Origin of the sequence: Anabaena sp. CCY 0017 (assembly GCF_963920885.1) — a bacterium.
Classification (GTDB): domain Bacteria; phylum Cyanobacteriota; class Cyanobacteriia; order Cyanobacteriales; family Nostocaceae; genus Nodularia.
The window spans coordinates 180,980-207,857 of sequence record NZ_CAWUDG010000005.1 but is presented as its reverse complement, the minus strand read 5'-3'; the positions used below and the strand labels follow the sequence as shown (position 1 = coordinate 207,857).

Here is a 26,878-nt window from a genome sequence, read left to right as displayed (position 1 = left end):
TTAACATATCAGCATAATCTAAGTATTGAGTATTTAACATGAAGAATAATTTAATTGTTAGTATTATTATTAGCAATTACAACTACGATCGCTTCTTAGGTGAGGCAATTAATAGCGCCCTTAACCAAACCTATCCTCACATTCAAGTTATTGTTGTTGATGATGGTTCAACTGACAATTCCCGTGATATTATTGCTGGATATAGCGATCGCATCATCCCCATTCTGCAACCCAATGGCAAACAAGCTGCGGCCTTTAATAATGGATTTGCCAGAAGCAAGGGGGATATCATTATTTTTCTGGATGCGGATGATTACCTATTTCCTCATACAGTTGAGCAAATCGTCGCTGTTTGGAAACCAGAACGCTCTAAAGTACACTATCGCCTCAACGTTGTTGATACACAGGGAAAATCTCTTGGTTATTCTTCTCCCCAAGGACCTGCCAGCCTTTCCACTGGTGAGGTATGGAAAAACCTTTTGGATAAAGGTGGATATGTTAGCACTCCCACTAGTGGTAATGCGCTGAATCGTCGCGTTCTGGAAAAGCTGTTTCCCATTCCTGATGAATATAAACTCACTGCGGACGACTATTTATCTTTCCAGATTCCTTTTTATGGTGATGTTGCAGCAATAGAAGAACCACTGGGTGCATACAGAATTCATGATACGAATCAGTGGGCATTGGCGACAGTCACCAGTACTCGGTTCCAACGCTTTGTTCGCCATGACTTACAAAACTTTGCCCTGTTGACCAAGAAAGCCAAAGCATTGGACTATGAAATTCCTGCGGATTTAGAACAGCGCTCAATCGGACGCTTATGGTCGCGGATTATCTCTTTACGCCTAGATTCTCAAAAGCATCCAGTGCCTAGCGATCGCTCACTCAATTTAATTTACTACGGAATTCGCTGTCTATGGAAATACTCAGACTTTAACTGGCAAAAGCGACTTTTCTACAGCCTCTGGTTTATCTGGGTGGGGTTGATGCCATTACCTCTAGCTAAACCTGCCATTACATGGTTGTATGCACCGCAACATCGACCCAAGTTAGTTGATTGGAGTGTGACGAGAATTCGTGCGCTGATTACCTAAAAAACCTAGTCAGATAAACTCTTAACTCGTTTCCTGAATGCTAAACCGATCGCTTAACCACAATAAATCAGGCTAGTGAGGTATGAAACAAAAGCACCATAATAATTTGCCCATAGCCGCAGTCAACACAACTAGTGATGCCCTAAAGGTTCTTTTTGTCAGTCATAGTTACGTCGTTGGTGTCAACCAGGGCAAATTGAATGCGATAGCTTCGCTCGCCGTAGGCATCGCACAGATGAACAACATTGAAGTCGGTCTTTTGGCTCCCAGTAACTGGAAGGCTTTGGAATGGAATCGTCTCATTCCACTGGAAACACCCTACTCAAATATCCGAACCTACTCGGCTCCCGTCTTATTTAGCGGGCGTGGAGGCGCACATATCTATGCTCCTTGGACACTGTGGCAGGTGCTGAATGATTTTCGTCCCGATCTTGTCCAGGTTGAGGAAGAAGTATTTTCCCTATGTGCATTTGAGTTTGCTATCTGGAGCCGAATGACAGGTAAACCCTTGACTATTTTTGGTTGGGAAAATATTGACCGCGGACTGTCCTTCCTCCGTCGCTGGACTTGTCAGTTTGTCCTCAATACTGCCAGTCTCGTGCTTCCAGGGAATCAAGATGGGGCAGAAATTATGCGCCGTTGGGGTTACACGGGTTTGTTGGAAGTAATGCCACAAATGGGCGTTGATCCGAAATTTTTCGCACCCCGTCAACAAAAAGTAGGCGATCGCGCGGAGCGCAGTGCCGGAAGCGATCGCCCATTTCACATTGGATATCTGGGACGGTTAACCCACAGTAAGGGAATTGACCTAATTTTTGCAGCTGCTCACCAGTTGCGTGAACAGGGCTTTAACTTCCGCATCCTCATTTGCGGCTCTGGTCCAAGGGAAGCAGAACTAAGACAGATATCCCAAGATCAAGGGGTAGCAGATTGGGTAATCTGGCGAGGAGTAGTTCCTCATCACCAAGTCCCCGCAGAACTCAGGCAATTTGATGTATTGGTATTACCTTCTCGCTCAATCCCAACTTGGAAGGAACAATTCGGTCATGTGCTGATAGAAGCTATGTCTATGGGAACTCCTGTAATAGGCTCAAATTCAGGTGAGATTCCTAATGTAATTGGTCGTTCTGATTTGGTATTCCCAGAAGAAGATCACAGTGCCTTAGCTGATATCTTAGCAAGACTAATCAGCGACGCTGAATCGAGACAAGAAACTGCACTCTATGGTATGGCGCGAGTACACCAACTTTACACCCATGAAAAAATTTCCCATAGATTAATCTCTTTATGGCACACGATTCTCCTCCAACCTTCTTAAGAAGGTAATGAAGAATTAATAGGAATTCATAAGTTTCAAAGAAATCTTAGTCTATAAAATTGGAAAATATATGCTTTGCGAACAAAAATGCAACATTCAAGATGTGGCCGCCGTCATCACTGCAATGACTGATCGTGAACAACCCTTTCTGCGCGATACTGTGGAAGCGGTAATTTCAGATCCTAGTATTGCTCAAGTCATTCTCTGCATTGAAGAGAAGAATAATTGGGTAGAAATAACACTGGGTTCTTTAATCGCAGATCCACGATTAGAAATTGCTCGGATGCCACTAGCTCCTCCAGGAGCAGTTCGTAATCAAGCTTTAAACTATGTACAAATGAAATGGGTAGCATACTGTGACGGTGACGATGTTTGGTGTCAGGAAAAAACACTGATTCAACGTACCTATGCTAATAACTTAAGATGCGATTTCGTCGGTGCTGACCACTACCTCACAAATGAAAAAGGCAGCATACGGGCGTTTGCTATGGCACGCTATCTTCCGATGCCCTCATCGTGGATGGTACGAACTGAAACTATGAAACAGCATCCATTCAACGAATCGCTTGATCAAGGGTCAGATGGTGAGTGGTGGGTTCGTACCACTGGTATCGTTCACAAAGTAAGATGCCCAGAAATGCTTTTACGTTATCGTATTCGCTCAAATAGTGTCAGTGCAAATACCCCATCCATGAGAGGAAAGGCAAGAATTGTCACTTTAGCAAACATACCTGGACTTGGGGCAATAATTTTCTTTGTCACTTGGTTTATTTGGCTATTCACTCGGAAGAAGACATACATCTGGTATAGAGGCTGGGGTCAACAACCTTACAACAACACCGACCAGGAAATGAGAAATCAATGCGGGTAATGATTGTGCGACGAGTACCAAAATCTACGTTTAGTCTAGAAGTCTATGCTGACAATCTAGTGGCAGGATTAAGGACGGTGCGACCAAATTGGGAAATTGCCGAAATTGCTCCTATTCCCTGGAATAGCTCTGATAAACTATATCTATCAGGCTTGGGCATTAAAAAATACTATGAAACTTTTTGGCGGCATCCTCGCGCTGTGTCTCGATTGGAGGCAGATATTTTTCATGTGCTTGACCAAAGCGATGCTCATATCGTCTATGGATTACATAGAGCTAATAAGCCCGTAGTTGTCACCTGTCATGACTTGGTGCAGTTCATCTATCCAGAAATTCTGCAAGATCAGTCACGAATTCCGGCATTGAGTATGGCTATGTGGAAATATTCAGTGAATGGTATGGAAAAAGCAAATCATGTAATTGCAGTTTCTACCAATACGGCTCAAGATGTCACCCGCATATTAAAGATTAAGCCAGAGCAAACCACTGTTATTCCCAATGGCATAAGTTCAGAATTTCGAGTTCTACCAGCTTCAGAGGTGGCCGAGATTCGTAAGCAGTATACGCTATCGCCTGACAATTTTTGCTTGCTGAATGTTGGTAGCACCCATCAACGTAAAAACATTTTGACAGTTCTGAAAGTCTTAAAAAATTTAAAAGAACAGGGATTTCCAATATGTCTATGGCGGACAGGAGATAGATTTACGCAGGAGCAGAAAGCTTTTATTCAAGCGCACGATCTGGAATCATATATCTTCGATTTCGGTAATCCTGACAAGGCTCGTCTAGTGCAAATTTACAATGCCGCTGACGTACTTTTAGCACCCTCTTTATATGAAGGATTCGGATTGACAATTGTGGAAGCAATGGCGTGTGGCACTCCTGTGATTACTTCTAATGTTTCATCTTTGCCAGAAGTGGTAGGAGATGCGGGAATACTGATCGATCCCTATTCTTCACAAGCAATCGCAGATGCAGTTATTGAGCTTTATAAAAACCACACTCTTTATACCAACTTGATCAATAAAGGATTCGCCAGATCACAGTCTTTTAGCTGGCAAAATACAGCAGAGCAAGTAGCAAAAATTTATGAAAAACTTTTGTATTAAAGCATGGTGCTGTGATGTAAATAAAGTTGATGTAGCCCTATTACAGCAATTATAAAATCGGTAAATATTGATAAGAAAGGAAAAGTTTGATGTTAAATGTTCATGAATTAGAGCAGTATCAAGAGTTAGGTTATGTAGGACCATTTAATATTTTTGATGCTAAACAAACTAACCTCATTACCCAAAAACTACGGTTAGAGAAAACAAAACTATCTGTTTTAAAAAAACTCTCATCCTATGTACCGAGTTTTCCTTGGCACTGTGTTAGTGTGAACTGGGCAAAAGATATGCACATTCATTCGCCTTTAGTATACCAACTGTCTATACGCCCGATTATTTTAGATAAAGTCATTTCGATAGTAGGAGAGGATTTAGTTCTGTGGGGAGGGTTATTCTTAAATGTCAGACCTCACGAAAATCCTACTTGGCATCGAGATGCGGAATGTAAAAAATGGGGTTGTCTCGACAATGCAAATGTTTGGCTTGCACTTAACAATGTGGACGAAGAAAGCGGTATGCGTCTAATTAGTCGCTCTCACCATATGCTTGATATACCCAGCGGATTACACGGCTATGATCATGTCGCTTTAGAAGAAGCAAGAAAAAGAGATCCTAAGAGTGAGCTAGTAAGCTACGGTGACAAAACAAAACCAGGAGATTTTTTTATCTTTAATGGTAACTTATGGCACATTGGCGGCAAGAACAATACAAAAACCAGATATTCCCTGCTCCTACAATATTGCAAGTCAAACCTGGAAGTTAGAATACCAGCAAATCCTAATGTACTTGTGCCATGTATTGCTTTGAACAGCATAAACGGCTCTTTTACTAACGTCAACTAATACTTAACCATAGAAAACTGTGGTCTTCCAAACTATTTGTTTAGACTTTTTTAAATTTCAACACTTCTGGTTCTCAATAGAAAATGCATGCTTCTGTAATCTCAATCGCCAAGATGTTGCAAAGCCTTTTCGCTAACAGTAGGGAAATAAATGCTGTTTCTACTCTCAAACATAATCAAAATCTAGTAGATTTGCTCTTATGGATATTAACAATGCAACTATCCTGATCACTGGTGCTTCTCAAGGCATTGGCAGACAACTTGCTATTTATTTTTCCTCTAGAGTTTATGAAGTCATTATTGCATCTCGGAATAAGCAAAAGCTTGATGAAACGGCTAACTTAATACACAAAATGGGAGGATGTGTCACAGCATTGATGCTTGATCTCTGTGATCCTCAATCAATTGAAGCTTTGATTAGCAGCATTCGACTATCTGGTAAAAGGATAGATATTTTGATTAATAATGCAGCGAACACTACTTCTAAGCCTCTTATAGATACAAGCATTGAGAAAATCGATCAAGTTGTCCGTACAAATGTCATCGGTTGTCTTCAACTCTGTCGTCTTGTAGCACCGATAATGATTGAACAAAATCAGGGCATGATTATCAACATATCTTCTTTAGCAGGTTACAATCCAATAGGTTCATAAACGGTTTACGGTACTTCTAAAGCTGCAATTAATGCCTTCTCTATAGCCTTACTTGACGAGCTAGACTCTTATGGAATCCATGTGATGAATATTGCCCAGGAAGGGTTGGCTATTGATAGTGTAGATCACTTACACAAAAATTCATTCAATAAGTTCGCTCATATCCTTGAAACTGCAATTAAAAATAATGAATCAGAATTATTTCTTTCCCCTTCAATGAAGTTTTTCATGCGTTTGTATAAGTTTATTCCGGAAATTGCTACTTTCAAAAAACGTCTGAAATTTTCTCAAAATTTTGCTAAACTAAAAAATAATTAATACCAGAAAAGTCAGGATAAGTGTACAGTAGACGAAACCTTTTATAAATGGATAAAACTCCTAATATCTCAGCATTATTTTGCTGGTTTGGTAAAGCATTTAAAAGTACAAGGTTTGATGAAATCAAAATATTTGGTAGTGGTATTTCTTCCAACTTTATATAGCTAACGCTACGCTATCAGCAAGCCCTAATTACAGATAAATATTTAGTAATAAGAAAGAAAATTTTCTGAAACATCTAATATCATGTATTTGCATTTACCGAGAAATAAAAAGTCGAAAAAAAAAGGACTAATTGATAGCACCACTTTAATTATCTTTGCCTTTTCCGTAGTTTTTTACTCCCGAATTTTTTGTTCGATTACTCGCGCTCCTTCCATCCTTAACCTTGCTCATTTCGCAATTATTCCGTTTTTTTCAGGGATTGTATTATTCACAAGTCGGACGAAATATCGTCAACAAATTGCAATTGTTTATTCTTTAATATTGGGAATTTTCATTTTTTTAGTAGCCGTGTTGGCTAGTGCGTTATGGAATAACACAGGCTTGATTAATGCAATTGTCTCTTTCATGATGCTTTGCGAACCCTTCATCTTCCTGCTGGCTATTGTCTGTATCCCCATGTCTTCTGAATCCATTACACGCATTAAGAGATGGCTAATTTGCTCTGCTTTAATTAACTTTGTCCTCGCTGCTGTCCAGAAACCTTTAATTGATGCAGGAAAGCTCTATGCTAACGGATTTAATGGCACGGATGGATGCGGCGGAGTCTTTTTCATTTCCGGGGCTGGGAATTATGTATCAGCTTCGGTATCAGTTGCCGTTGCTCTCTACTTCTTTACCAATGAAAAGACTTTTCCTCTATGGAGTAGAATTTTGGCAATTATTGCTGCTTTTTGGCAAGTTCTATTTTCTGATTCCAAACAACTTCTGCTGGCATATCTGATTGCCTGGGGTCTTCTAATCATCGTCAATTCAAAGGATATTGGTAAAACTATCAAACTTCTGAGTGCGATCGCTATCTTTGGTTACGGATTCCTTTGGTGTGTACAAAACTTAGAAGCATTTGCAGCATTTACAGCCTGGGCGCGACCGGAACTTTATGGACCAGATGGTGTAGCTTGGTATGCTAAATTTTACTCAGTGCGTGCCATCTTATCTCACTATCAATCCTCTCTAAATTGGTTGTTTGGTCTTGGTCCAGGACATACTATAAGCCGTCTAGGAGCGTGGTTTCTTCAAGATTATTGGTCTATACTCGGACCACTGGGCGCTACCACTACTCCCATTGGCCAGGAAGCAATGGAATTTGTGAGTAGTTTTTGGCTTACGCTCGGTTCGAGTCTCTTCAGCCCAATTTTTGGCTGGGCTGGAATATGGGGAGATTTAGGAGTTTTGGGTTTAGGAGCATACCTATTTCTATCCTATTTAGCCTGGCAAAATTTTGGTCTAGATGATTCTTTAAAAGTTACTCTACTAGCTGTTTTCGTCCTGGGTTTTATTTTTACTCAAATGGAGGAACCAGGCTTCATGCTTTCGATCGCCTTTATCCTAGGACTAGCATGGCAAGAACGACGACTGAAGAAACAGACAGAACAGGCTACTAAAGAAGCACACCGACAATTGGTAATACTCTAAAAGCGGCGAAAATAACTTGAACAAATGAACTAATGTCCAAAAATACGGTGCTAATCTTAACAACTAACTGAACGACACCGACTGCATATCATTTAGTTAATTACTACAACTATGAAGATTTTAATATCTGCTTATTCCTGCGAACCAGGTATGGGTTCTGAACCTGGTGTGGGTTGGAATATTGCTCGAGAAGCCTCTAAATATCATGAAGTCTGGGTACTCACCCGACCAGATGAGAGCCAGGATATTATCAACACAGAATTGGCACGCAACCCCATCCCAAATCTTCACTTTGTTTACTTTACTCTCCCCTTTTGGCAGGATAGCAGACGATGGGGGCAGTCTGGGGGAATGCAGCTTCACTATTACCTCTGGCAAATTCAAGCATACTTTGTCGCCCGTCGCTGGCATCAGAAAATTGATTTTGACTTGATGCACCATGTTACTTTTGTAAAGTATTCCAATCCTTGCTTCCTGTCACTACTACCAATTCCCTTAGTTTGGGGTCCCGTAGGTGGTGGAGAGTCTGCACCAATAAGCTTCTGGCAGGATTTTAGCTGGAATGGCAAAATTTACGAAATTGCCCGCAGCATCGCTCGCTGGATGGGAGAGCAAGACCCGTTTGTACGTATTACTGCTAAAAGAAGTGCTGTAGTCCGAGCTACAACTAAGGATACAGCCCAGTGCCTCTATAAAATGGGCGCGAATCATGTGCAGATTTTGCCTGAATCAGGGTTATCAGCGGAAGATATAGAGCATCTAAATCAATATGAAATACTTAATGAGCCAATAGTGAGATTTATCAGCATGGGTAGACTTTTGCACTGGAAAGGCTTTCACTTAGGACTGCGTGCTTTTGCTCAAGCGAATCTACCGAATACAGAATACTGGATCGTCGGAGATGGACCTGAATGGTATCAACTTCAAACTTTGGCATCAGATTTAGGAATTGCTCAAAAAGTTAAATTTTGGGGCAGATTGCCTCGTGATAAGGCTTTAGATTTGTTGGGGGACTGCCATGTGCTAGTTCATCCCAGCTTACATGATTCTGGAGGGTGGGTGTGCATGGAAGCAATGGCAGCGGGTCGTCCGGTAATTTGTCTAGATTTAGGTGGACCGGCTGTTCAAGTTACAGACGAAACTGGCTTTAAAATTACTGCTGACGAACCATATCAAGCTGTACGTGACTTAGCGGCAGCAATGATTCATTTAGTTAAAGACCCAGAACTGAGAGTCAGTATGGGTGAGGCAGGCCGGAAACTAGTAAGTGAAAACTACAGTTGGCAGGTAGTAGGAGAGCGTCTAAACAAACTTTATCTAGAGATTGCCAGCAGGAAAGTCTCGGAGACTGACGTTATATCTCAAGTTTTTTGAACCTGCTTTCAACTAATTAGTTTTTGTAAGTTTTATCATCTGTAAGACAGAACAACAGCACTCCAATATGCACATACTAATTGCTGCTTTACACAGACCTTCAAAGCCAACTGGTGTTTGCAGACACGCTGCAAATCTGGCTCAATGTCTGGCTGATACTCCAGAGGTTAGCAAAGTGAGCTTAATTGTAGGAGCATGGCAGAAGCATTACTTTGAACTATTTTTTTATTCACACAAAATTCAGTTAATTAGTATAGATATTAAAAACAGTTCGTTAGCAAGAAACATTTGGTTTTTATTTGGCTTACCAAAATTGGTAAAGCGTCTTAGTCCTGATATAGTTCATATGTCTTTTCCTTTTCCTTTTTTGCGGTCACTTTTCTCATCTCCTGTTGTTTCTACAATCCACGATTTGTATCCTTATGAAAAACCAGAAGTTTTTGGATATCCAAATGTTATCTTCAATCGTTTGTTTTTAAAACAATGTATAGAAAATAGTGACGGTCTTACCTGTGTTTCTCAATCTACGCTAAGTAGCCTGAATTCATACTTTCCACATCTTCAATCATCCAAAGAAATTACAGCTACTTATAACTATGTCGATTTTAGTCATATTGCTTCTCAGCCACCAGTTGGTTTAAAGATTGGCAATAATGATTCTTTTTTGTTATGTGTCGCCCAACACCGTAAAAATAAAAACATAGATTTGTTGATTCAAGCATTTTCTTTTTTAAAGAAAAATGGTTATTTGCAAGATGCCACTAAGCTAATTATTGTTGGTAATACAGGACCAGAGACAGAGAGGTTATTCAATTTAATTCACAATCTTTATCTTCAAGAACAAGTAATGCTAATTCATGCAATCAAGGATAGTGAATTATGTTGGTTATATCAAAAATGTGAACTTTTTATTGCGGCTTCATCTCAGGAAGGGTTTTGTTTACCCTTAGCAGAAGCTCTATATTTTTCGTGCCAGGTAATTTGCTCTGACATTCCCATATTTAGAGAAATTGCTGGTTCTAGCTGTTGTTACTTTGATCTTCAAGATGATGCTGTCAAAAATCTCTCACAAGCCATTGTTTGTGCTTTACAAGAACCACTGAATAGAACTACTGATAATTTTCGGTTTTCCAAATTGGAAGTAGCACATCAATATCTAAAATTCTACTCTACATTCACCTGTATAAATCAGTCAAGCACAGAATTTTTACAGCAGAGGCAAAATAGCTTTCAGAAGCCAGAAGTTTGAAATCAAAATAGCCCCAGAACAAATTAAGGTATTTGATCATGGATGAATGGCACGAAGATAAGCCGAAATCTCCTTGGGGCAGGGTGTTGGGGATAGGGTGTTGGGTGTAGTGTTTAATAAAATTGAATTTTAGTACGTTCATGTGTTCAACAACTTCTTAATTCCCCACACCCGACACCCGACACCCCACACCCAAAAGCCTTATAAATAATGGATTTGCCGTTATCTTAGTGCCATTCGATCATGGATGAATGGCACTAAGATAAGCCGAAAGCAATTTGAGATAAGGGTTTAAGGGATTGAGAGTGAGCAAGAAAGGGTGGAGTGAGGAGAAGCAAAAGTTTTGTTGAGTAAGTCTGCAATCTGCAACTTCCCCGATATTGTGGTAAGCAGATAGTTTTGTCAACCCCACAATACTGGTCTGACTTTCCACATCCCGTCAAAAGTCAGCTTCAGTCTAAGGGTGTTTTGCATAGCATATTTATAGTTTTTTTTATAAAATTTTATAAAAATTAATATATTTTGGTTATGAAATTTACATAAACGATCGCAGAGAAATTCGGGCAGAGTGATTAGAATAAAAAATACGGTGACGACTAGTTCATGAATTAGTTATCCTATAAAAATAGACTCAAGCTTAAGTCCTTAGTTAAATTCCGTCTTGTGCTTCTGAGGCATCCCAAAGAAGATCAAGCAAACCAAGTCCAATCCACGTCTTAACTACTAGAGAGCTTCCATAATCATAATGCCTGTGATTGAGAAAAAACGAACTCGCGATCTGCCCCAAATCAACGAGCGCATCCGCTTTCCCAAGATTCGAGTCATTGATAATGATGGCTCGCAATTAGGAATTATGCCTCCACAAGAAGCACTACAACTAGCTGAAGAGAAAGAGCTAGACCTAGTACTGCTAAGTGACAAGGCCGACCCCCCGGTTTGTCGGATTATGGATTACGGGAAGTATAAGTTTGAGCAGGAGAAGAAGGCACGGGAAGCCCGGAAAAAGCAGCACACGGCTGATGTTAAAGAAGTGAAGATGCGCTATAAAATAGAAGAACACGATTACAATGTGCGTGTTAAGCAAGCCGAGCGCTTCCTCAAAGATGGTGATAAAGTGAAGGCAACTGTGATGTTCCGAGGTCGGGAGATTCAACACAGTGACTTAGCAGAGCATTTGCTCAAGCGCATGGCCAAGGATTTGGAACCGCTTGGTGAATTGCAGCAAGCACCCAAAAAAGAAGGGCGAAATATGATGATGCTGATTTCGCCTAAAAAATAATTCGCCAGTTTTTCCAGATATCAAGTATAATCTAGAACTGAAATTTCAGATTTACCCAAAGTCGTTGAAATTTCTGAAAAATTGATAGTCCTGAGCGCTGAGTGGGAAAGATAATACTCAGTTGCTCAGGATTTTTGCCGTTTATGGGAAATTGAGATGAGGGAGAATAATCGTTTATTTTATTGTTTATCTGATTCGGGATCTAATCTAGTATAGTTTGCAGTGCATGGAACTCAAAAATAACTCGTTGGCTGCAAATAAAGGCGCTCTAGGACGACTGTTACAGTGGTTGAATCTTCGACCAGAAGAAAGCGAACGGACTTGGATGATGTTCGCTTTTTACACGACTGTATCAGTGGGTTTACGATGGGCAGAAGACAGTACCGTGGCACTGTTTTTGGATGAATATGGGGCTGGCCCTCTGCCTTGGATGTACATTGCTAGTGCTGTAATGAGTATTGCACTGGTTGTGGTTTATTCTTGGCTGCAAAAGATTTTCCCGTTGCGTTGGGTAATTGTGGCGATCGCACCTTGTATGGTTTTGCCATTAATCTTAATAGTATCCTTACGGGGGGGCATACATATTTCCTTCCTGACAGTCGCCCTAGCCTTTTTGCTGCGGCTGTGGGTAGATGCAATTTATGTAATTAATGACCTGAATACCTCTATTGTTGCTAATCAATTATTTAATATCCGCGAAATTAAACGTACCTATCCTTTAGTCAGCAGTGGTTTGTTAGTAGCAGATGTGATCAGTGGTTTTAGTTTGCCCTGGATGCTGCAATTCCTCAAACTAGAGCAAGTGATTCTCATCGCCTGTGCTGTGATTGTCTTAGGTACAGGTATACTATTTTATTTAAGTCATCACTATCGCACTGCCTTTCCCGATGCTCCCCAACGGGTCATTCCCCACGAACAAGCTAACCGACATCGCCGCCTGGAAGCTCCATTAAAGCTCTATACATGGCAGTTGTTCGCTTTTGTCGGTCTGTTGCAAATCATTGGCTTATTAGTGGATTTTCAATACCTGCGCGAACTAAATATGACTTTAAATAGCCGTGAACTAGCCAGCTTTTTAGGTCTATTTGGTGGCATTGTGGGACTATGTGAATTAATCACTCAGTGGTTTATTTCCAGCCGAGTCACAGAACGCTTTGGGGTATTTATCACAGCAGCAATGTTACCTATAGCTGTGGGCTTTATCTTACCCGGTGCGATCGCTTTACTAAATTTAGTCCCAGCAATACAAGCTCAAGGCTTCTTTTGGGGATTAGTCGGGCTAAAATTCTCTGATGAACTGTTACGCTACACCTTTGTCGTTAGTAGTGGCCCGGTGCTGTACCAACCAATACCTGAACGCATTCGCAGCCGCACGCAGACATTATCAGGGGGAACAGCCGAAGCGATCGCCACAGGGTTGGCAGGTATAATCATTCTGGTAACTGTCTTTATTTCCAATCTGTTTATACCCCCAGCCATCCAGAAGTGGGTATTGGTAGGAGAAACCGTGATGATCGCCGCTGCCTGTTTAAAAGTAGTTATGGTATTGCGATCGCGTTATGTTGACCTGCTAGTATTGAGTGCTGAACGGGGAGAACTGAGTGCTGCCAATGTCGGTTTGCGTTTCTTCCATCAAGGCGTAATCAAAGCTTTATCCGAAAAAGGTAACACTGCCGATAAAAGCTCTTGTATTGACCTCCTAGCACAAATTGATCCCCAAGGAGCCGCCCAAGTTTTAGCACCCTTACTGAGCAAATTACCTCCAGATTTGCAGCGCCAAAGTTTGGAAGTCATGCTGATAGCAGATGTAAATCCTACTTATGCCCTAGAAGTCCGTGCTTTGTTACAACAGCCCCCAGGAACAGTTGATCCTGAAGTTTTTGCCCTAGCGCTGCGTTACGTTTGGCTAGCTGAAACCAATCCTAATTTAACTTTATTAGAAGAATACCTCAAACCGCGACATCATTCACTGATTCGCGCCACCGCCGCCGCCTTAATCTTGCGTCAGGGAACACCTCTGCAAAAGGTGGCTGCTACCAAAGCCATGCGTCGAATGCTGACTCATAAACAAGAGCGAGAACGAGTCAATGGGGTGAGAGCGCTCAGAGAAGCAGTATATTTACAGGCGTTGCGAATTTACATTCCCAAGTTGTTGCAGGATGAATCATTACGGGTACGCTGTGCAGTTTTGGAAATGATTGCGGCCACTCGTTTAGAGGACTATTATTCGGCATTACTAGGGGCGCTGTATTATAAATCAACCCGTAGTACCGCAATGCGGGCTTTAATTAAACTAGAGAATGAAGCTTTAGAAATGTTGTTGGATCTGGCTACGGATATTTACAAACCAGAAGTGGTGCGGATGTATGCTTGGCGAACCATTGCTCAAATTTCTACTCTAGAAGCAATGGAAAGTCTATGGCTGCATTTAGAAATATCTTGGGGCGCTAACAGATATCATATTCTCCGCAGTTTACTGAAAATAAATAAACCACCAGAAAGCACCAGTGTAGATACTTTTCATCATAGTCAGGTGGAAAGTTTGATTGAGCAGGAATTAAAGTTTTTAGCAGAAATTTACGCCGCCTATCTGGATTTTCAACAACCACAAGTTAGAGAAGATAATCAATTAGACAGAGTTTTAGTGATTGGTAACTTATTGCAAGATGCACTACAAGAGCTAGAACTGGATGTCAAAGAGCGATTGCTGCTACTACTGAGATTACTTTACTCACCAGAAAAGATGCAAGCGGCTACATTCAATCTCAAATCAGAATCAGGGGCAAATGTCGCTCAGGGTTTAGAGATTTTAGACCATACGATTAATTTACCGACAAAAGCTATATTGTTGAATATTTTAGATCAGCGATCGCCCCAAGACAAACTCCATTGTTTAGTCGAAGCTGGGTTAGCAAGATATCAACAAATGTCAACGAGCGATCGCCTTACCCGGATGCTGACACTGAGTAATTTGCTTTCTGATTGGTGTTTAGCCTGCTGTTTTCACTTTGCTCAAGTTAGCCGGATTCGATTAAACACGCAGGAAATTATCGTCGCCCTACGTCATCCTACAGGCTTTGTCAGAGAGGCGGCGATCGCTTATCTCAATGTCGCCTCTCAGCGCGTTCTGCTGGAAATTTTACCTAAATTACAACAAGACACACATCCCTTGGTAGTGGCTCAAGTTAAGGAGTTTATGAAAAAATACCCAGTCAAAAATTCTGGGGAGTAGGGGTTGACCAATATCCCCGTTAACATGAGTCATATCGATGAACCCGCCCCTACTTATTACAGCAGTTTTCATGTATTTGAACTACATCACTTAAAAATACCAGGCCATGCCACAGTTAGCAGCATAATTAAATTACTTGACCAAAATAAGAGCAGCAGCAACAATAAACCATTGATCAGTTTATAGCTGATTCGATTGAGTTGCGCTTTTTTCGCTAATTTCAGCCCTTGCCAAAGTTGCCAAACTCGAAATGCAGTGTATATCGTGCCAATGAGAACAACTAGACTAAGTATCCAGATGCGACGCACTACTCCTTCCGTGAAAATTTGCACCAGGAGAACCAAAAAATAGAAGCCAAAAATCTTTCGCAGTTGAGGATATTTTATCCCCGCAAAGAAGGCAATTCCGGGAAAAATTAGCCCAATGGGGCGCGCCAGCCGAATCCAACTCCGAATTACACGCATTTCACTATCGTCAAAACTTAAGCTCTCCTGGATGGGTAATCCTCCCACTGAAATCAGCCAGCCAGTGAGAATAGTCACCAAAGTAGCAAAGGCGACAAATGAAAGAGCAGTTTTCCAAGTCATTTTTATCGCTCCATGACACAGCAAATGTTCAATGTTGATTTAGTCCTAGAGAAAATTTCAATTCAGCTAATATTAATAAAGTCTATTAAAGCAGAATTATTATGTATGTCCTCATCGGTGGAGCGGGTTTAGTGGGACTAAACTTGGCGCAGAAATTAATAGAACTTGGGCATACAGTCGCCATAATTGATAAAGATCCTAATGCTTGCCGTTATGCCCGTGAACAAGTGGGAGTCATGGCTTTTGAAGGCAGCGCTGTGAGTACAGAAACCTTATTAGAAGCGGGAATTCGCAAAGCTGATGCCCTAGCAGCTGTCCTCAGAAGTGATGCTTTGAATTTAGCAATGGTAACTCTGGCTAAACACTACGGTGTTCCTCTGATTTTGTCGCGGATGCGCCACCGTGATTTTACTGAACCTCTGCGGATAGCTGGAGCTAATCATGTGATCAGCACTATTGAATTAGCCGTTTCGACAATGGTGAATGCTATTGAGTATCCCCAAGTAGAATCAATGATGCATTTTGAACAGGGGCAAATCGAAGTGCTAAAAATGCTCATTCCCAATAATTGCTATGTTGTGGGTCGGAGTGTGGCGGAAATTGCTCAAAATCCCAATTTTCCCAGTGGTTCTTTAATTATTGGTTATCAATCTCATCCCCATACTGATTTAATTATTCCTAATGGCAGTACTGTGGTTGAGCCTAGTTCAACGGTGTTAATTGTGACGAAACCGGGATTTTTACACCAAGTGATTGATTTTATTGAAGGTTGTCAGTAATTTGTAATTAATGCGATCGCTTACAAGCAACAAGATCCCCGACTTCTTCAAGAAGTCGGGGATCTGAACCTTTGAACTTTTTAATCATCTTCTAATTGTAATAATTGTTGATCAATAGTTTTGATGCGATCGCGGACAATTTCTTCTGAGATAATTTGCTTACGCATAGCTTCAGTTAGTGCGCCTTTTTCCGCTAGCAATAAACGACGACGGATAGCATCAAGTTTACCGCTATCAGCTTTATTAATACCAAATTCCTGTGAGCGACGGTTATAAAATTCTCGTAGCGCTTTTTCTGCACTAGCAATTCGTACCTGATAAGCTGAACGCATCTCTTCATAAATGGATTTCGGCAAGACTCCCGATTTCAATAAACTATCTAATTCATCCTGTGCCGCCTTACCAGTAATTAATTGTGCTTGCATTTCTTCCACTCGCTGGCGAGATGCAGAAAAGTGAGACAGATTTAAACGTTTGACTAACCACGGTAAACTTACACCCTGTCCCACCAGAGAAAGCAACACTGTACCAAATACAATGGGAATTATGGTTTCTCTTCCTACTAGTCCAATGGGTAAACTTAAAGCCAACACCATCGACAGCGAACCTTTAATATTACCGAGAAACAAAACGTGTCGCCAACGCCACGGAATAGAACGGTCAAACCAACTTACCATTGCTAACAGTGGATAAACTGAAACCATTCGTCCCGTTTGGTAAGCGAGAATTGCTAACAATACCGCAGGCAAAGTATACCAAAGAGTTGTGAGGTTAACTTCCAAACCAATTAACAAAAAAATCAAGCTATTGACACCAAAACCCAGAGATTCCCAAAAAGTTAGTAATGTCAAGCGAGTAGAAGCCGATACATTACCAGCCAGCCCTTTTGTACCCACAATTAAGCCAGCCACAACTACTGCTACCACACCGGATACACCCAGCAATTGCCCAGCTTGAAAAGCGCCCAAAGCTACAGCCATTGTCAGTAAAATACTACTAAGCGGCTCATCTGAGCGGATAAATAAACCAGTACTCAAATAGCCCACAATCAAGCCCACCAAAGTACCGCCCACAATCACCACCAAAAATTCTTGGAATCCATCCAGGATTGAGAGTGAACCAGCCGCATTAAATTGTAAAATTAAGCTAAATAAAACCAGCGCTACACCATCATTAAATAAACTTTCTCCTTCCACAATGGTAGAAAGACGCGAAGGAACTGGCACTTCTTTGAACACAGCAATCATAGAAACAGTATCAGTGATTGCTAAAATTACCCCAGCTAAAAGTGCTTGTATCCAATCTAGTCCCAATCCCCATTTTAAAAGTATTGCTGTCACGCCAGAAGAAATCACCACTCCCGGCCCTGCTAATAAAGCAATGGGTTTAACGGTGCTACGCAGGCGACTAATATCTGTATTAATTGCGGCCTCAAATACCAGAATTGGTAAACACAAATTTAAAATGAGAGAATCATTTAAACCAATGCGGAGTGGTAGGAATTCTGTAATTGCCAATCCCGCCAGCACTAAACCTGCTACATAAGGAACTTTTAACCGCCGGGATAGCAGCGCTACACCTGTAGCAACTAACAGGAGAATAATTGAAACTTTGACTAATTCGGTAACATCCACTGAGATTTTGGCAGGTTATTTTGTTTTGCTGATAAATTTTAATCTATCGGCAAAGTCCAATCTTGTGGATGATCACAATTAGAACATAATTTAGTTCTGATTTTCTCAGCCCTCATTTCTTCACTCAGCACTCGGTGTAGGGGCGGGTTTACTAAGGATGTTGACGAACCACAGACTGATTGCTTAAACCCGCCCCTACCCACTCAGCACTTTCTTCACTCAGCAATAATTTACCATCCCCAAGTGCCAGGACTACCCTTGAATGGTCCGACAATATCATTAGTAACCCAACCACCATAAAAGTTACCTGGTTGCGGTTGGACTTTTTCGCCATCGACGTAGCAAGCATCCATGAGATGGGCATAAAAAGCTACATAATCTTTAATAGATGCAAAAGTTGGTGTGGGATCGGGATAGAACCACGCTGCATTCTGTGCTTCTTTATCACCAACGCGGATGGTGTAGTAACCAGCAGAACCTTTCCATTCACAAAAACTGGATTTTGGCATCCGTACTAGGTATTCCATTTTGATATCAGCAGGAGGAATATAATAACCCGGTGGATGACTGGTTTCTAAAACCCGCTTGGCGTTGTGGGTGTCAGCAATTATGACTTCATTAAAGATGATTTGGATATGTTTGCTTGTGTCTTCTAGGCGAGGGGGACGAGGATAATCCCATACTGATTCTTGTCCAGGAGCAGGGTTAATCGGTTGGGGAGACACCATGATCAGTAAATATTAAAATTTTATTTTAATCACCAAGAAGGCAAGAATGCTACAGTGGCGTGTCAAGCAGGCTTATGATCTAAACGAGTTGCTTGCTCTAAGGCGGCTTTTTCTTTGGCTCTTTTGGCATAGGATTGCAATTGGGCGCGATCGCAACCTGTGAGAATCGTCAGGTTTTCCCAACTCATCCCCCGCATCAACATTTCTACACACCAAGTATGTTGTGTTTGCGCGATCGCTGGCGGTTGTCCTTGAGGCGTTAACAATCCCTCAGTCCATAGTTCCCAATGTTTCAATAAATCTGATTGAGCGATCGCTTCCCCTCTTTCGTTGAGAAACATCGCCTGTTGGCTATCTTTACGACTTTTCAGCCATTTGATTAAGGGGTTATTGCTGTAAGAACCATAGCGTTTACCCAGAATCCACTGATTAACAGGGACTTGGCGACGGAATTCTGGGGTGCTAATTTGCAGGAAGTGTCCAGAAGTGTCACAGATTTGGTGGTTTTGCTGCAAACTGACAATTTCTCTCGCAGATAAGCCAGCACCGAATAACACATAAGCCAAAGCATAATCTTGAGTTCCCAACTTTCGCGCCTGGTACAAAATTTGGTGAACTAAACCCACAGGTAAATCAGCTACTTCCTGCACATTTTCCCGCACTGAGGGGGCTGTTGCCGAAGATGACATTGCACCGTGTAAAAACAACTCTACTAAATTCTCCAAAAAATCATCCCGATCTACCCACAATTCGTTAAATTCACTGGTGAATTCAATCACCGCATACCCCAGAATCATGACATTGAGCAAACTAGCTAACTTTTCTGCGGGGAGATAGGTATTTAAGTCTCCTTGCTGAATGACAGTAGCTAAATACTGGGCGACATAGCGGTTTGCTTCAGTTAACCCACGTCCTAAAGCACGGCGATTTTCCGTCGGGTACTGGTTAGCTTCACCCACCACAGATCGAACTAACTCCGGTATCCGTTCTAAGGCATATAAGCTGTCACTTGCATAATCTTTGAGTGCTTGGTAGATGTCACCCGGAGGAGTCGCCCTCTGTACCAGTGATTCTCCTAAATTCTTAAAAGCTGCTGATTCTTCCAGCACAGACAATAATAGCCCATGCTTGTTCCCAAAATTTCGGAATAACGTCACTTCGTTGACTTCGGCTTTTTCAGCAATTTGACGAGTTGTGGTGGCGCTGACTCCCTGCGCTGTAAATAATTCCAGTGCTGATTCAATCAGACGTTGACGAGCTGAAATAGGTTGAGATGTCATAAAAAACAATGCAAGTGATACTTGCATGAAAGCTACAGGTCTGTTAGCATAACAAATGTAAGTGATACTTGCTTTTCTTTACTGTAACTAACTGGTGTGCAGAGTGGTCAAAATCCTACTGGGGTTGTACCAAGAAATAGCAAATCGCTTCATCATCCATCAACAGGAATTTTTATGACTGCGAAGTTTCTGGCGTTCACTCCTGACATAGGAGATCCACCCCGTCTTAGGTGGGTGAACGTGGCATTTTTTGCTGCATTTCATGCCTTAGCTCTTCTAGCTCCTTGGTTTTTTTCTTGGACGGCTCTAGGTTTGCTGGTATTTCTCCACTGGTTATTTGGGAGTATTGGTATTTGTCTAGGATATCATCGACTATTGAGCCATAAAAGTTTTCAAGTTCCTAAGTGGTTAGAATATGCGATCGCCACAATTGGAGCATTGGCTCTACAAGGAGGTCCAATTTTCTGGGTGGGTGGACACCGCCAGCATCACGCCCATACAGAAGATATCAACCTAGACCCATACTCCGCCCAGCGAGGATTTTGGTGGAGTCATATCCTGTGGATTTTTTACCCAAGGGCTGAATTTTTTGATTATGAAGTTTATCAAAAATATGCCCCTGATTTAGCACGACAACCTTTCTATCGTTGGCTAGATCGCTACTTCCTACTCCTGCAAATTCCCTTGGGGCTGCTGCTGTATGTCTTAGGGGGTTGGTCTTTTGTAATTTATGGCACATTTGTCAGGTCAGTCTTATTGTGGCATTCCACCTGGTTTGTGAATTCAGCATCACATCTGTGGGGTTATCGTACCTTTGATGCCGATGATGGCGCACGTAATCTTTGGTGGGTATCCCTAGTTACCTACGGAGAGGGATGGCACAATAACCACCACACTTATCCCCACATGGCCAAATCTGGATTAGCTTGGTGGGAAATTGATATGACTTGGTGGAGCATCAAAGCCTTGCAGAGTTTAGGTTTAGCCAAAAAAGTAGCTTCTGTTCCACCTCACAGTGCCACTCTCAAATAGCTTGCTTCACACATATTATCAAAGTATTAATAACCGTCAAAGCACGGTTTAAAATGTGGAGAATAAGTTACAAAAAAGTCATGCCGACTGCTGATTGTGCCGTCGGCTTGCTCAAACAGGTGGGGTAAAAAATGAAATTTACAGACTGGGCTACTAGAGTTTTACTGATTTCTGTGATATTGACCACACTGATTGCGGCGTTGTTGCTGGGAAGAATACAAAGTAATAAAATAGCTTCTAATTCCGAAATTGCCGATATCACCACAGATTGGAGTCAATATCCCCAGGCAAAATTTCAATTAGAAAATAGCCCAGAGGACGACGAACCAAAAGGAGATTTATCCCCACCTTCTGTTTCAACTAATCAAAGTTCTGGGAGATACAAAACTACAGCAGCTTTCGCCAAGTACACGCCCCGATATGAAATCGCCTCGGTAGATCCCAGCAACTATGGAGAGCGATATACTCAAGACGTAAATGGTTTACCTCTGAACAATCAAGCAATTATTGTGCTTCATGAAACAGCCGAATCTGCTGGTAGCGCTGTAAATTTTTTTCAAACACACAATGAAGATGATAGTGTGCAAGCCAGCTATCACGCCTTAATTAAGCTAGATGGAACCATTGTTTATTTAGTCCCCCCAGACAAACGCGCTTATGGAGCAGCTAATTCGGTTTTTGAGAGTCCCAACGGTATTGAAACCGTGAAAACTAATCCTAATTTAGCATCGTCTGTAAATAACTTTGCCTATCACGTTTCTTTGGAAACACCACCAGATGGACGAGGAAATAATTTCATCCAGTCTCATAGTGGTTATACAGAACTGCAATATAATTCTCTCGCCTGGTTAATTGCTCAAAGTCAAGTTCCAGACTATCGCATCACTACCCATCAAGCCGTAGACCGTTCTGGTCAGAAAATTGACCCTATCAGTTTTGATGGGAATAAATTTTTACGCTTACTTCACACCTATCGTCAGATTAGTCCCAGCTATCAGGCGCAGAATTCAACCCAAAATTAAACTTAAATGTAAGGTTGGGTTGCGCTGCGCTTAATCCAACCTACTGTTTGGCTGTATGTATTTTTGCGCCTATCTCGTAAAGCTATAAATTTGCTGAGTTTCCAAGCGATCGCACAGAGTAGAAGGTACAATATCCAAAGAAAAATTCTCTCTGTCTAATTTAACTTGTAAGTTACTCAAGGGGTCACTACCAGCAGAAATCAAGAATTCTAACTTCTCCACATCAGGCAAAGTTACCAGATGGTCGAGAATTTGGAAAATTGCTTGCAGGTAAGGATGACCATTTTGCTGATACCAATCACTATCAGCCACATTTGCTTGATCAAAACCCAAGTGTACTGTTAATGATGGTTTAGCAAACAACGCCAACCCTAACGGACGTGCTTCTTCTTGTAACAATAAATGATTTTTTTTGGCTAAATGCCGTAATTTCTCTAAGCGTTCATAGCGTTGGGTGACTAATTCCGGGTCATCTTGCCAATTAATTGCTACCGTGACTAAGTACGTCTGTAACAACATATGACCCAGCTTTTGGGCTTTAGTTGCTAAATAATATGAATTGTAGTCGTTAGCTTCAATTAATAACGGTAAGCGGTCAACTACTTCCAAACCATAACCCTTGAGTCCGGCTATTTTACGAGGATTATTGGTAATTAGGCGAATCTTTTTTATCCCCAAATCCATGAGCATTTGCGCCCCCATACCATAATCGCGCAAGTCTGCGGGAAATCCTAAGCGTTCGTTAGCCTCTACTGTATCCAGTCCCATATCCTGTAAAGAATAGGCTTTGAGTTTATTAATTAAACCGATTCCTCGCCCTTCTTGACGTAAATAAACTACGACACCTTGACCCGCAGCTTCAATCATTTTTAATGCTGATTTTAGCTGCATTCGACAATCGCAACGCAAAGAACCCAAAGCGTCACCAGTTAAACATTCGGAGTGCATCCGCACCATGACTGGCTCATCTTGAAAATTAGCGGGATCACCCTTGACAATGGCAACGTGTTCTGTATTGTCTAAAGTATGGCGGTAGGCGTAAATATCAAACTGACCGAACTGGCTAGGTAGCTTCGTGACTATTTCACGATATACTAAGCGGTCATGTTGCAGACGATAACTAATTAAATCGGCAATACTAATAATTTTGAGATCGTGATGTTGAGCATACTCAATTAACTGGGGTAATCGCGCCATTGAACCATTGGGGTTTTGAATTTCACAAATTACCCCGGCTGGATATAACCCTGCTAATCGAGATAAATCAACAGCTGCTTCCGTGTGTCCGGCGCGTTTGAGTACCCCTCCCGCCTTGGCGCGAATCGGGAAAATATGACCAGGACGACGTAAATCTGTAGGTTTTGTGGCTGGGTTGAGGGTAACTTGAATAGTGCGGGCGCGGTCTTCGGCAGAAATGCCAGTAGTTACACCTAATTCAGGTCCAGCATCAATACTAACTGTAAAAGCAGTTTGGTTAGTATCGGTGATGTTCGTCACCATTAATGGTAAATCTAATTCATCCAAGCGATCGCCTGTCATCGCCAAACAAATCAACCCTCTAGCTTCCACAGCCATGAAATTAATCATACTGGGTGTAGCAAATTGGGCTGCACAGATTAAATCGCCTTCATTTTCTCTATTTTCGTCATCTACCACCACAATGACACGACCCGCTTTTAAGTCTGCCAAAGCAGCATCAATAGAATCAAATTTAAAGGCTGGGGTTGAGGAGGCAGCACTATCAGTTTTTTCTCCTACGGTTGGAGTTACACCCGTGCGGGTGTCTTCCCCATTCAAGGGAGTAGAGTGAGACTGTCGTGTAGGCTTAGACTTTGACACAGAAAATTTCCAGCTACCAAAAGTAAATTTTTTTTACAATTTCTTATTTTAAATTGTAGCTCGTTTATGTAAGACAGAAGTAGACTAGCATTGATTTGATAACTGGACAAAAATTCTGTAACTAAAATTACTGAATTGGAGATTGTTAATACTCAAAGGCTCAAATCTCAGACATATCTCAAAATTATGGGATATTTCAGGAGAAATTTAGCAAGTGACTCTGCATCGAATGAGATATTGAAAAAACTGCTGATATTTTGAGATGAGTGATGATTTGGGCTAGGAAGAGTGTAGAATCTTGCCACAACCCCAGGTTGTATTGTGTGCTTGGCATCTTGTAGCTGATATTTGATAATTGACAACCAAAAACGGATAAGGATTTCATAATTATGGGTGATTTTAGACGCGTACCAGTTGGAATTGTTGGCGCGTCAGGTTATGGCGGAGTGCAACTAGTCAGATTACTGATGGAACATCCAGAAGTTGAACTAGTTTATTTAGGCGGTGAGAGTAGTGCAGGGAAATCCTTTGGAGACCTCTACCCTCATCTGGCTCATCTCGTAAATTTGCCAATTGAAGCAGTAGATGCAGAAGTAATTGCTCACCGTTGTGAAGTAGTATTTCTCTCCCTCCCCAATGGTCTGGCTTGCCAAATTGCCCCGATCTTGTGTGGAAAAGGCTGTAAAGTTCTAGATTTGAGTGCCGACTATCGATTTAGCGACTTGACAACTTACACTAATTGGTATGGTACTCAAAGAAGCGATCGCACAACCGCCGCTACAGCAGTATATGGTTTACCGGAATTGTACCGCGATCGCATTGCCGAAGCCCAGTTAGTTGGCTGTGCTGGTTGCTACCCCACAGCCAGCCTTTTAGCCCTTTCGCCTCTGCTCAAACAAGGCTTAATCGTCCCCGAAACCGCCATTATCGATGCCAAATCAGGCACATCTGGGGGCGGAAGACAGGGCAAAGTTAACTTATTACTAGCAGAGGCTGATAACTCATTAGGAGCTTATGGTGTGGGTCGTCACCGACACACCCCAGAAATTGAGCAGATTTGTAGTGATTTAGCCGGACACGAAGTCACAGTTCAATTTACCCCCCATCTGATCCCAATGGTGCGGGGAATTTTAGCCACAGTATACGCCACACTCCGCGATCCCGGATTAGTGCGAGATGACTTAATTACCATTTTTTCAGCCTTCTATCGCAACGCCCCTTGGGTGAGAATTTGCGAAAGTGGCATTTATCCTCAAACCAAGTGGGCGTGTGGTAGCAATCTTTGTTACATCGGCTTAGAAGTTGACCCCCGCACAGGTCGAGTCATAGTCATGTCAGCCATTGACAACCTAATTAAAGGACAGGCAGGACAAGCAATCCAGTGTTTGAACCTGATGATGGGTTGGGATGAAACCTTGGGTTTGCCCAAATTAGGATTTTATCCATAATCGGAGAATGGGAAATGGGTACTGGGGATTGGGAATTGGAAAAAAACTTCCCCCCTGCACCCTGCCCCCCTGCTTCTACTTAGGGCCTAAACCCACAGTACCAGCATAAACCGCGCGATCGCCTAATTCATGTTCAATCCGCAGCAAGCGATTGTATTTTGCTACCCGTTCACTACGACACAAAGAACCAGTTTTAATTTGACCTGCACGAGTCGCCACAGCTAAATCAGCAATAGTTGTATCTTCGGTTTCACCAGAACGATGGCTAATTACTGAACGGAAACCGTTGCGAGTTGCCAAATCAATAGTTTCCAAAGTTTCGGTCAGTGAACCAATTTGATTAAGTTTAATCAAAATCGAATTCGCCGCTTTTTGCTCAATCCCTTTTTGCAAGCGGGTAGCATTAGTGACAAATAAATCATCACCCACCAACTGCACCTTAGAACCTACCTTTTGGGTCAGCAATTGCCAACTTTGCCAATCTTCCTCATGTAAACCATCTTCAATGGATACAATGGGATATTCGTCAACCAATTGAGCCAAGTAATCAATAAACTCAACCGGAGAGTGGGGTTTGCCATCATAGACATACTGCCCATTTTTGTAAAACTCACTAGCAGCTACATCCAAAGCCAAAGCCACTTCTTCCCCTGGCTTATAACCAGCTTTTTTAATCGCCGCTACCAGCAATTCTAAAGCCACTTGGTTAGATTCCAAATTAGGTGCAAAACCGCCTTCATCACCTACACCAGTCAGCAAACCTTTTTCATCCAATACCTTGCTCAGAGTTGCAAATACTTCCGCACCCCAGCGCAAAGCTTCCTTAAAAGAAGGCGCGCCAATGGGTACAATCATAAACTCTTGAAAGTCTACATTATTAGAAGCGTGCGCCCCACCGTTGATTACATTCATCAACGGTACGGGTAGCAAATTCGACAAAGGACTGCCCAAATAGCGATATAAGGGAAGCTCTAAAGACTCAGCACTGGCTTTTGCAGCAGCCAGGGAAACCGCCAAAATTGCATTTGCACCCAAATTGGCTTTATTAGGTGAACCATCCAAAGCAATCATTTTTCTGTCTAACAATTCTTGGTCGAGAGCATCCAAACCTAACAATTTTGGTGCTAACACCTGATTGACGTTCTGCACCGCCTTGAGTACCCCTTTACCCCCATAGCGGTTTTTATCATCATCTCGCAGTTCATGGGCTTCAAATGTGCCTGTAGACGCACCACTGGGAACCTGTGCTAGTCCCACAACCCCATTAGCCAAATGTACTTCAGCCTCAACCGTTGGTTTACCCCGTGAGTCCAGGATTTCGCGGGCGACAATTGCATCAATAGCGGTATCCAGAAATGTAGTCATTCGTGTTTTGTCCTTCTTTTCTACGGTGTTTAAGCGTTCAGACTTTACAGTTTAGTCCTAACCCAATCGTTAGTTTATGTGTTTCCGGCGCTAAATCGGCTGAGGTTAAAGAAGATTTCCAATAGAGGACGGTGGAAGTTAGTTTACTGGGTAATAAGTAAAACACAGATGACTATGAGCTACATCTG

At 41.9% G+C, this 26,878-nt stretch carries 22 protein-coding genes; 16 read left to right on the top strand and 6 right to left on the bottom strand.

Annotated elements, in window-relative coordinates; translation table 11 throughout:
• Positions 1–38: 38 nt before the first annotated feature.
• The 12 genes from ACM0OW_RS08790 (at position 39) to ACM0OW_RS08735 (ending at position 14,976) form a co-directional block, all read left to right on the top strand.
• On the top strand, positions 39–1,094 hold the full coding sequence (locus ACM0OW_RS08790; RefSeq protein WP_414549662.1) for a glycosyltransferase: 1,056 nt from the start codon (positions 39–41) through the stop codon (positions 1,092–1,094).
• Positions 1,095–1,176: 82 nt separating this feature from the next.
• Positions 1,177–2,412, top strand: a complete 1,236-nt coding sequence (locus tag ACM0OW_RS08785; protein ID WP_414549661.1) for a glycosyltransferase — start codon at positions 1,177–1,179, stop codon at positions 2,410–2,412.
• Between the two features lie 70 nt (positions 2,413–2,482).
• Entirely contained in the window at positions 2,483–3,283 is an 801-nt protein-coding gene (locus ACM0OW_RS08780; RefSeq protein WP_414549660.1) for a hypothetical protein, read from the top strand.
• Entirely contained in the window at positions 3,274–4,392 is a 1,119-nt protein-coding gene (locus tag ACM0OW_RS08775; protein ID WP_414549659.1) for a glycosyltransferase family 4 protein, read from the top strand. The genes ACM0OW_RS08780 and ACM0OW_RS08775 overlap by 10 nt, the downstream gene beginning before the upstream one ends.
• Positions 4,393–4,481: 89 nt before the next feature.
• Entirely contained in the window at positions 4,482–5,234 is a 753-nt protein-coding gene (locus ACM0OW_RS08770; protein WP_414549658.1) for a phytanoyl-CoA dioxygenase family protein, read from the top strand.
• A 199-nt stretch (positions 5,235–5,433) separates the two neighbouring features.
• A complete protein-coding gene (locus tag ACM0OW_RS08765; RefSeq protein ID WP_414549657.1) occupies positions 5,434–5,886 on the top strand; it encodes an SDR family NAD(P)-dependent oxidoreductase in 453 nt (150 codons plus the stop codon).
• Positions 5,887–5,970: 84 nt separating this feature from the next.
• Positions 5,971–6,204, top strand: a complete 234-nt coding sequence (locus ACM0OW_RS08760; RefSeq protein WP_414549656.1) for a hypothetical protein — start codon at positions 5,971–5,973, stop codon at positions 6,202–6,204.
• 486 nt (positions 6,205–6,690) lie between these two features.
• Entirely contained in the window at positions 6,691–7,842 is a 1,152-nt protein-coding gene (locus ACM0OW_RS08755) for a hypothetical protein (protein ID WP_414549654.1), read from the top strand.
• A gap of 111 nt (positions 7,843–7,953) precedes the next feature.
• The gene (locus ACM0OW_RS08750) at positions 7,954–9,216 is read left to right on the top strand and encodes a glycosyltransferase family 4 protein (RefSeq protein WP_414549653.1); all 1,263 of its coding nucleotides are present in this window, start codon (positions 7,954–7,956) and stop codon (positions 9,214–9,216) included.
• A gap of 67 nt (positions 9,217–9,283) precedes the next feature.
• Positions 9,284–10,465: a glycosyltransferase family 4 protein gene (locus ACM0OW_RS08745; RefSeq protein ID WP_414549652.1), complete on the top strand. Its 1,182-nt coding sequence runs from the start codon at positions 9,284–9,286 to the stop codon at positions 10,463–10,465.
• A 745-nt stretch (positions 10,466–11,210) separates the two neighbouring features.
• Positions 11,211–11,744 carry a translation initiation factor IF-3 gene (gene infC / locus ACM0OW_RS08740; protein ID WP_414549651.1) on the top strand — a complete coding sequence of 178 codons (534 nt, stop codon included), beginning with the start codon at positions 11,211–11,213 and terminating at the stop codon, positions 11,742–11,744.
• A gap of 226 nt (positions 11,745–11,970) precedes the next feature.
• Positions 11,971–14,976 carry an MFS transporter gene (locus tag ACM0OW_RS08735; protein ID WP_414549650.1) on the top strand — a complete coding sequence of 1,002 codons (3,006 nt, stop codon included), beginning with the start codon at positions 11,971–11,973 and terminating at the stop codon, positions 14,974–14,976.
• A gap of 86 nt (positions 14,977–15,062) precedes the next feature.
• On the opposite strand, the gene ACM0OW_RS08730 is transcribed toward ACM0OW_RS08735, so the two are convergent.
• Entirely contained in the window at positions 15,063–15,563 is a 501-nt protein-coding gene (locus ACM0OW_RS08730; RefSeq protein WP_414549649.1) for a hypothetical protein, read from the bottom strand.
• Between the two features lie 101 nt (positions 15,564–15,664).
• On the opposite strand from ACM0OW_RS08730, the gene ACM0OW_RS08725 reads away from it, so the two are divergent.
• Entirely contained in the window at positions 15,665–16,342 is a 678-nt protein-coding gene (locus ACM0OW_RS08725; protein ID WP_414549647.1) for a potassium channel family protein, read from the top strand.
• An 80-nt stretch (positions 16,343–16,422) separates the two neighbouring features.
• Here ACM0OW_RS08725 and ACM0OW_RS08720 read toward each other — a convergent pair whose 3' ends face one another.
• The 3 genes from ACM0OW_RS08720 to ACM0OW_RS08710 form a co-directional block, all read right to left on the bottom strand.
• The gene (locus tag ACM0OW_RS08720; RefSeq protein ID WP_414549646.1) at positions 16,423–17,976 is read right to left on the bottom strand and encodes a cation:proton antiporter; all 1,554 of its coding nucleotides are present in this window, start codon (positions 17,974–17,976) and stop codon (positions 16,423–16,425) included.
• Between the two features lie 230 nt (positions 17,977–18,206).
• Positions 18,207–18,704, bottom strand: a complete 498-nt coding sequence (locus ACM0OW_RS08715) for a DUF427 domain-containing protein (protein WP_414549645.1) — start codon at positions 18,702–18,704, stop codon at positions 18,207–18,209.
• Positions 18,705–18,766: 62 nt separating this feature from the next.
• Complete coding sequence (locus ACM0OW_RS08710; RefSeq protein ID WP_414549643.1) at positions 18,767–19,984, bottom strand: TetR/AcrR family transcriptional regulator; 1,218 nt, start codon at positions 19,982–19,984, stop codon at positions 18,767–18,769.
• Between the two features lie 174 nt (positions 19,985–20,158).
• Here ACM0OW_RS08710 and ACM0OW_RS08705 point away from each other — a divergent pair, with 174 nt between their 5' ends.
• Together ACM0OW_RS08705 and ACM0OW_RS08700 are read left to right on the top strand one after the other, a co-directional pair.
• Positions 20,159–21,016, top strand: a complete 858-nt coding sequence (locus ACM0OW_RS08705) for an acyl-CoA desaturase (protein ID WP_414549641.1) — start codon at positions 20,159–20,161, stop codon at positions 21,014–21,016.
• 131 nt (positions 21,017–21,147) lie between these two features.
• The gene (locus tag ACM0OW_RS08700) at positions 21,148–22,038 is read left to right on the top strand and encodes a peptidoglycan recognition family protein (RefSeq protein WP_414549639.1); all 891 of its coding nucleotides are present in this window, start codon (positions 21,148–21,150) and stop codon (positions 22,036–22,038) included.
• A gap of 69 nt (positions 22,039–22,107) precedes the next feature.
• On the opposite strand, the gene ribBA is transcribed toward ACM0OW_RS08700, so the two are convergent.
• Positions 22,108–23,877 (bottom strand): bifunctional 3,4-dihydroxy-2-butanone-4-phosphate synthase/GTP cyclohydrolase II, encoded by a 1,770-nt coding sequence (gene ribBA / locus ACM0OW_RS08695; protein WP_414549638.1) that lies wholly within the window; start codon positions 23,875–23,877, stop codon positions 22,108–22,110.
• A 389-nt stretch (positions 23,878–24,266) separates the two neighbouring features.
• Here ribBA and argC point away from each other — a divergent pair, with 389 nt between their 5' ends.
• Positions 24,267–25,325, top strand: coding sequence for an N-acetyl-gamma-glutamyl-phosphate reductase (gene argC, locus ACM0OW_RS08690; protein WP_414549637.1), 1,059 nt, complete (start codon positions 24,267–24,269; stop codon positions 25,323–25,325).
• Between the two features lie 75 nt (positions 25,326–25,400).
• On the opposite strand, the gene eno is transcribed toward argC, so the two are convergent.
• On the bottom strand, positions 25,401–26,690 hold the full coding sequence (eno, locus tag ACM0OW_RS08685; protein WP_414549635.1) for a phosphopyruvate hydratase: 1,290 nt from the start codon (positions 26,688–26,690) through the stop codon (positions 25,401–25,403).
• Between the last annotated feature and the right edge of the window lie 188 nt (positions 26,691–26,878).

What these genes read in the sequence shown, in the direction of transcription:
- ACM0OW_RS08790 (WP_414549662.1), top strand. Translation starts at nt 39, where the DNA reads ATGAAGAATAATTTAATTGTTAGTATTATTATTAGCAATTACAACTAC.
- ACM0OW_RS08785 (WP_414549661.1), top strand. Translation starts at nt 1,177, where the DNA reads ATGAAACAAAAGCACCATAATAATTTGCCCATAGCCGCAGTCAACACA.
- ACM0OW_RS08780 (WP_414549660.1), top strand. Translation starts at nt 2,483, where the DNA reads ATGCTTTGCGAACAAAAATGCAACATTCAAGATGTGGCCGCCGTCATC.
- ACM0OW_RS08775 (WP_414549659.1), top strand. Translation starts at nt 3,274, where the DNA reads ATGCGGGTAATGATTGTGCGACGAGTACCAAAATCTACGTTTAGTCTA.
- ACM0OW_RS08770 (WP_414549658.1), top strand. Translation starts at nt 4,482, where the DNA reads ATGTTAAATGTTCATGAATTAGAGCAGTATCAAGAGTTAGGTTATGTA.
- ACM0OW_RS08765 (WP_414549657.1), top strand. Translation starts at nt 5,434, where the DNA reads ATGGATATTAACAATGCAACTATCCTGATCACTGGTGCTTCTCAAGGC.
- ACM0OW_RS08760 (WP_414549656.1), top strand. Translation starts at nt 5,971, where the DNA reads ATGAATATTGCCCAGGAAGGGTTGGCTATTGATAGTGTAGATCACTTA.
- ACM0OW_RS08750 (WP_414549653.1), top strand. Translation starts at nt 7,954, where the DNA reads ATGAAGATTTTAATATCTGCTTATTCCTGCGAACCAGGTATGGGTTCT.
- ACM0OW_RS08745 (WP_414549652.1), top strand. Translation starts at nt 9,284, where the DNA reads ATGCACATACTAATTGCTGCTTTACACAGACCTTCAAAGCCAACTGGT.
- infC (WP_414549651.1), top strand. Translation starts at nt 11,211, where the DNA reads ATGCCTGTGATTGAGAAAAAACGAACTCGCGATCTGCCCCAAATCAAC.
- ACM0OW_RS08735 (WP_414549650.1), top strand. Translation starts at nt 11,971, where the DNA reads ATGGAACTCAAAAATAACTCGTTGGCTGCAAATAAAGGCGCTCTAGGA.
- ACM0OW_RS08730 (WP_414549649.1), bottom strand. Translation starts at nt 15,563, where the DNA reads ATGACTTGGAAAACTGCTCTTTCATTTGTCGCCTTTGCTACTTTGGTG.
- ACM0OW_RS08725 (WP_414549647.1), top strand. Translation starts at nt 15,665, where the DNA reads ATGTATGTCCTCATCGGTGGAGCGGGTTTAGTGGGACTAAACTTGGCG.
- ACM0OW_RS08715 (WP_414549645.1), bottom strand. Translation starts at nt 18,704, where the DNA reads ATGGTGTCTCCCCAACCGATTAACCCTGCTCCTGGACAAGAATCAGTA.
- ACM0OW_RS08710 (WP_414549643.1), bottom strand. Translation starts at nt 19,984, where the DNA reads ATGACATCTCAACCTATTTCAGCTCGTCAACGTCTGATTGAATCAGCA.
- ACM0OW_RS08705 (WP_414549641.1), top strand. Translation starts at nt 20,159, where the DNA reads ATGACTGCGAAGTTTCTGGCGTTCACTCCTGACATAGGAGATCCACCC.
- ACM0OW_RS08700 (WP_414549639.1), top strand. Translation starts at nt 21,148, where the DNA reads ATGAAATTTACAGACTGGGCTACTAGAGTTTTACTGATTTCTGTGATA.
- argC (WP_414549637.1), top strand. Translation starts at nt 24,267, where the DNA reads ATGGGTGATTTTAGACGCGTACCAGTTGGAATTGTTGGCGCGTCAGGT.
- eno (WP_414549635.1), bottom strand. Translation starts at nt 26,690, where the DNA reads ATGACTACATTTCTGGATACCGCTATTGATGCAATTGTCGCCCGCGAA.